The sequence below is a fragment of the Acidaminobacter hydrogenoformans DSM 2784 genome (assembly GCF_900103005.1).
Lineage (GTDB): Bacteria > Bacillota > Clostridia > Peptostreptococcales > Acidaminobacteraceae > Acidaminobacter > Acidaminobacter hydrogenoformans.
Window position 1 is genome coordinate 64,546 of the sequence record NZ_FMWL01000019.1, and the last position, 6,000, is coordinate 70,545.

Sequence of the window (6,000 nt, forward strand, 5' to 3'; positions counted from 1 at the left end):
TCGATCAGCATTTTTTCTTCAATTGATGATGTGTAAACAGGTATAATTGTGGTACAATTAAACAACATCAATTGGAGGCGAAGTCTTATGATTACACCGGCAAAAAAACAAAATTTGTATGAAGAAGTTTCCAGACAGATTATCAAAATGATCAGTGAAGGTGTTTGGAAACCTGAAGATAAGATCTTAGGTGAAGTTGAACTCTCAAGACAGTTTGAAGTGAGTCGCAATTCCATCAGGGAGTCCATTAAGGCACTTGAGTTGGTTGGTATTTTAGAGTCGAGAACGGGCATTGGCACTTTTGTTTCTAAAAATGCAATGACCAATATCAACAACATGGACCTTTCCAATCTGATTGAATGGGAGAGCTCTTTGGTTGAGCTGCTGGAAGCGCGCCTGATCATTGAACCTGGACTGACCTATCTCGCGGTAAAAAATGCGACAGCAGAAGACATAAAGGCGCTGGAAGTCATCATTGCCAGCGGGAAGAAAGCCCTCGAAGAGAAGAACTATACCTTTGATCTGGGATTCAAATTTCATACTTATGTGTTCAATATGTCCAGGAACAGAATATTGATCAATCTCATGGAAAGTATTACGGACAGCTTGATTGTCACTCGCGGCAAAGTGTTTTATCAGCATTTGAATGAATATATCCTGAACTCTGAGCTGGATGAACATGAAGCTATATTGACATGTATAAAAAATAAAGATGCTGTTACAGCGAAGAACCTTATGCACCGGCATATTGAGAATTCTCTTAATATGGTGAAATCCAGCGATGCTTATGATGAGTCGGAATTGTAGTCAATGATCAGCAAAAGCATGTGGGAAATGAAAAGCTCTCAACAAATTTCGACAATGCTCATAAGACGGATTGAAAAATTTAAAAGGATCTGTTATAATATGAGCTGTAGGACAGTTGAACAACAGAACAGCAGAACAACGAAATGTCAGACCAACAAACGATAATTTAGGTGTTATTGTCATGAAAGGGGGGGAACCTTTGAAAAAGTTTAGTAGAGCTGCAGCAAAATTTCAGGAATATTTCACTATGATTCTAACCATTATTCTGCCAATCCTCATTGTAATACAGGTCGTTTTGCGATATGTCTTCAGAGCGCCGCTTTTTGGCATTGAAGAGTTGATGTTGTTCCCAATCATTTGGCTTTATATGATTGGCGGTGCCAACGCATCAAGAACAAGATCCCATATTGATTGCGGCATACTTACGCTATACATACATGAGGGTACGAAAGGTCGCGCGGTATTCAATGTCGTCAGAAGCCTGATCTCAATTGTGGTGAGTCTTTGGTTGACCTATTGGGCTTACTGGTATTTCATGTACTCGCTGAAGACCTGGAAGCTTAGTCCTCTGCTTAAATTCCCAATGTTCTTTGCAGAGAGCGCGGTATTAATTGGCCTGATCCTTATGACCATTTATACCGGCGCTGAATTGGTGGATGTTTTTAAGGCATCCCGTGAGACCATTCGAAGTAAAAACAAGACTATTACGGCGGTAAAGGAGGAGGTCAAATAATGCTGACATTAGTTTTAATTGATGTCATTCTGCTTGTCGTGTTATTGATGTTCAGTGTGCCTCTGCCTTATTGCTTTGGCGGTGCCCTGGCTTTCATGGCGGTAGCAGGTGGTGCGTCCATGAGGAGTATGATGCTTTGGGGCTTCGGACAGATGATCAGTCCCATCTTGCTGGCAAGTCCTTTATTTATCCTTGCGGGGCTCATCATGGCCAGAAGTGGGGTAGCGCAACACTTGCTCAATTTTGCGGATATCTTTGTTGGTCGAGTTAAAGGCGGCATAGGTGTCGTTGCAGTCACAACCTGCGCCATTATAGGTGCGATCTCAGGCAGTGGCTTTACCGGCGTTGCTGCTACGGGTCCGGTTTTGATCCCAAGAATGGTGGAGCAGGGCTATCCAAGAGGGTATGCGACAGCTTTAGTTACCGTCTCCTCGGTTCTTGGCCTGTTGATCCCTCCAAGTGTCATCATGATTATTTATGGCTGGGTCACAGAAACCTCAATACTGGCAGCCTTTTTGTCTACAGTAGGTCCAGGTCTTATGATTGTACTTTCCTTTTCAATTATCAATATGATTTGGGTCAGAAAAATGCCTGATATAATTCTCGAGGAGAAGCTTCCTGCCGCTGAAATGAGAACCCGGAATCTCCAGAGAATGGTACGTGCTTTACCAGGGCTGTCACTTCCGGTAATTATTCTCGGCGGCATTTATGGAGGAGTTTTTACACCATCAGAAGCGGCTGCAGTCGCAGCGATTGTATCAATTCCAATTGGTTTCTGGGTCTACAAGGAGCTGAAGTTCAAAACCTTCCTTGAGACGGTCAATGAATCCTCGCTCTCCATTGGCGCCATTATGACCATGATCATGTTTACATTGATGCTCAGCCAAACTTATGTATTGCTTAAGGTACCTCAAGCGCTCGTGGATATCATCTTTGGCATTACGACCAACAAAGTGCTGCTGCTCATTGTCATCAACGTGTTCCTGTTCTTTGTCGGCATGATTGTCAATGATGTCACAGGGATGATCTTGATCGCACCACTATTACTTCCACTCGTCACAGAATTGGGTATCAGTCCGGTTCATTTTGCCTCCATTATGGGTGTTAACTTAGCTATGGGCGGTGTTACACCACCTTACGCAAGTATACTTTATCTGGGCATGCGTATTGGAAACTGTCAATTCCATGAAATCTTGCGTCCTACACTTGTATTCTTGTTATTTGGCTATCTGCCGATTGTTTTCCTCACCACGTTTTGGCCACCGCTTTCAATGTACTTGCCTACATTGATGGGGTTTGTCAAATAAATGTAATGCAGCTTCACCAAAAAGGGAGGTTCAAGCATGAAATTAAACAGAACAAATGCGCGAAAGTTTATGTCACTTGCTATTATTGCGGTTATGGTGATTATAGCCATTACGGGGTGTGCAGGCAGCTCCAGCCCAGCTGGCACTAATGAAGCACAAGGTTTCGAGGAAAGAACTTTGAAGTTTGGGCATGTAAGACCTGAAGGCAGCTCTACGGATGAAGACGCGAACGCCTTTATGGCGGCAGTTACCGAAGGTACAGAAGGAAAAACGACATTTGAGGTTTATCCTAACAGTCAGCTGGGTGACTACGCCCTTGTTCAGGAGCGCTTAGGCATTGGCGATGTCGAAATGCAGCTCGCACCAGCAGCGCCGAATATCAATCCTGCGATTACACTTCCAAGTTTGCCGTTTTTAGCCAGCACTTGGGATGAAGCAAAAACGATTTTTGCCAGAGATGGGCTTTTATTCAATGAAGTTGAAGCCATGTTTGAGCAAGAAAATATTAAGATGCTCGCAGGATATCCAAAGTACTTTGGAGGCATCATTACCACAGTAGCGCCGAAAGCACCAGGGGACCCTAATATTAGTGAAGATGTTAAAATTCGTGTTCCCGGGATTAAGTCATTCGAGCTTACGGCTACAGCTTTAGGCTATCAGGCTTCTCCAATAGCGTTCTCTGAGGCATTTACTGCCATTCAGACTGGTATTGTAAATGGCGCGATTGGATCTGGCGCAGAAGGCTACTATTCGAGCTTCAGGGACGTAACAAAATATTATTTACCAGTCAACTCACACTTTGAAATCTGGTGGCTCCAAATGAGTATGGATGCCTGGAATAAACTGTCAGATGACGAGAAAGCAGTTATTGAAGCAGCTGCGCTTAAATTTGAGCAAGATCGTTGGGCGACAGCACCTGAAGAAGAGCAGGAGTATATTGCACTGTTAGAAGAAGCTGGTGCTGTTATTATTGAATATACCGACGAGCAATACAAAGCCATGGCTGATAAGGTTAGAGCGGAAGTATGGCCTGCGGTTAGGGAAGAATATGGCGCAGAATTGTTTGATAAGGTCACGAAAAAATAGCAATATGGTGAATTGAAATCATTGAATCAGCCAGTATCTTCAGATCCACAAATTGACTTTGTGTTCTTCCCCTTCTAAATAGCAACAAAAATGACAAAGAACGAGCGCTGTCAATGACCGCTCGTTCTTTGTCCATTCTCGTCGAGATCATAGAATTTATATGACTTACTTCAGATACTTCCCCGCCTCGCGCACACTCAGTGGCGCCAGCTCATGCGCGCAAAGAAACGCCGCCACCCAGTCCGGGTCTGTCTTCGAATATTCTCTAAGTGCCCAGCCTATGGCTTTGTTGAGAAAAAATTCTTTTGTACCACAGTTCTCGATGATAATGTCTTCAAGAAGTCCCGTGTCTGTTGCCTTTTTTGACTTAAGCTGAAACAGGATGGCCGTTCTGCGCAGCCAAAGATTGTCTGAGATACTCCAAGGGCGTATGTAAGCGTCTATCAGCTCAGGGGTCCGCAGGGTCATGGGTCCCACCAGCTGAGCTGCAATGAGGTCCACCGTATCCCACCAGGACTTATCGTGGATCAGCCGTTCAAGCAAAGGCATCACATCAGGCTTCAGTTCAGACTGGACAGCCACCAGAAGATCCAACGCCAGATACTGAAATTCCCGTTCCTTGGCTGACCAAAGGCGCTCAATTATCTCGCTTTCAATCGTTTTGTCTTTCTTGAGCTGCTGAAGCAGAGCTCTTTCAAGTGTTTTCCTTTCAGGCTTCTTAATGCCCAAGAAGGGGAACTGATGCTTCATATAAGCAGCCATAGGCTGCGCGTTTTCTGGATTGGCGTGACATCTGAACACATCCATAGTGTCTTCCAACAGCTGACACTGGCTTGCGTTTTCGGAGGGAAGGGTAGGAGTGTTTTTTTCTTTAACCTTGCGTTCGCTTGACATGTGATCCTCCTCGTGATGGATTGGAGAGCGTCTTCAAGTTTGAATACAAAAATATTTTTAATTTTGTTGGAACGCCAACTCTCTGGGTATTAAATACCACGAAGGCTTGTCCGTGAAACAAATCCTGTGAGTAAAGACCTCGTCAGCATTCGCGGACACATCACGCATTTCTGAAAAAGCCACCGTTTTCGAGGGAGAACCCATGACAGAGGTTAATAAAAACAAAGATAAAGTATCAGAGAAGCCCTGCTGTGGGCTGGTCATAGGCAAATTTATGCCGCTTCATTTGGGACATGTAGCCTTAATCCGGTTTGCTCTGAAGCGGTGCAAGCAATTGACGGTGGCGGTGGTTTCGAAACCATCGGATCCCATCTCTTTTGAGGTGAGACTGGGATGGTTTGAAAAGCTCTTCAAAGGCGCCGTGACTGTTAAAGTCGTGGACCTGAAAGCCGTTCACCTGCCCGTTACGGGCGGTCACACCCCTGAAGCGGAGGCGGCGTGGACCCGGTATTTCGCGGAAGCCTTTCCTGAGACGGACATTCTGTTTTCGTCTGAAAGCTATGGAGATGTTCTGGCCACAGCGCTTGGTATCCCACATTGCCTGTATGACCCTAATAGAAACGGGCACCCTGTTTCCGGCGCTCAGATTCGCAGGAATCCAGAAGCCTATAGAGATTATTTGCCTGAGATCGTTTATAAAGACCTAATAAAGGTGCATTCTTAAAGGTGGCTTAATTTAAAACCTGTGAAGCCTTTAAAGCAGGAGCTTCCATATCAACCTAAGCAACACCCAAATTTGCAGCCCCATTTCTATACCCACTGGTGCCTCGGCAACAGGCTTTGAGCCTTTTGCTGGAGCTGGCCAGTGGGTTTTTTTATTTAGGCTCTAAGTCAATAGTTGGGGTGGGGATTCTTTGAATCCCTGCTCCTTTAATGTTTAGAGGGTATTTTAGTAATCGATTGTCAACGAACGAATTATGGGCATGACAAAAAGGCCAGCAGTGTAAAACAGCCAGTTAAATCTACCTGCACATGTGAAGAATTCTGTTTCTGAATCTCATAAAGTTTCTCACGCCATAACTGATGCGTTTCAAGACTTTGATTTTATTGTTGAATCCTTCTGTACAGCCATTGGTATAGCCATACTTGAAGGCGTTGAGGATCTCCTTGCTC

The 6,000-nt window shown here is 44.6% G+C and carries 7 protein-coding genes; 5 read left to right on the top strand and 2 right to left on the bottom strand.

Translation table 11 applies throughout. The features are described 5' to 3' along the window. The first annotated feature begins 87 nt into the window (after positions 1 to 87). The 4 genes from BLP63_RS14005 to dctP all read left to right on the top strand — a co-directional run bounded on the left by BLP63_RS14005 (position 88) and on the right by dctP (position 3,933). A complete protein-coding gene (locus BLP63_RS14005; protein ID WP_092592644.1) occupies positions 88 to 807 on the top strand; it encodes a FadR/GntR family transcriptional regulator in 720 nt (239 codons plus the stop codon). Between the two features lie 199 nt (positions 808 to 1,006). Beyond that, positions 1,007 to 1,540, top strand: a complete 534-nt coding sequence (locus BLP63_RS14010) for a TRAP transporter small permease (protein WP_170829473.1) — start codon at positions 1,007 to 1,009, stop codon at positions 1,538 to 1,540. Continuing rightward, positions 1,540 to 2,847 (top strand): TRAP transporter large permease, encoded by a 1,308-nt coding sequence (locus BLP63_RS14015; RefSeq protein ID WP_092592648.1) that lies wholly within the window; start codon positions 1,540 to 1,542, stop codon positions 2,845 to 2,847. Before BLP63_RS14010 ends, BLP63_RS14015 begins: the two co-directional genes overlap by 1 nt. A gap of 36 nt (positions 2,848 to 2,883) precedes the next feature. After that, positions 2,884 to 3,933, top strand: coding sequence for a TRAP transporter substrate-binding protein DctP (gene dctP, locus BLP63_RS14020; protein ID WP_092592650.1), 1,050 nt, complete (start codon positions 2,884 to 2,886; stop codon positions 3,931 to 3,933). 165 nt (positions 3,934 to 4,098) lie between these two features. On the opposite strand, the gene BLP63_RS14025 is transcribed toward dctP, so the two are convergent. Beyond that, on the bottom strand, positions 4,099 to 4,827 hold the full coding sequence (locus BLP63_RS14025; protein WP_242870925.1) for a DNA alkylation repair protein: 729 nt from the start codon (positions 4,825 to 4,827) through the stop codon (positions 4,099 to 4,101). Between the two features lie 202 nt (positions 4,828 to 5,029). Between BLP63_RS14025 and BLP63_RS14030 the strand changes: the two genes are divergently transcribed. Next, entirely contained in the window at positions 5,030 to 5,551 is a 522-nt protein-coding gene (locus BLP63_RS14030; RefSeq protein WP_092592652.1) for an adenylyltransferase/cytidyltransferase family protein, read from the top strand. A gap of 298 nt (positions 5,552 to 5,849) precedes the next feature. Here BLP63_RS14030 and BLP63_RS14035 read toward each other — a convergent pair whose 3' ends face one another. Beyond that, complete coding sequence (locus BLP63_RS14035) at positions 5,850 to 5,990, bottom strand: transposase (protein ID WP_456297596.1); 141 nt, start codon at positions 5,988 to 5,990, stop codon at positions 5,850 to 5,852. Between the last annotated feature and the right edge of the window lie 10 nt (positions 5,991 to 6,000).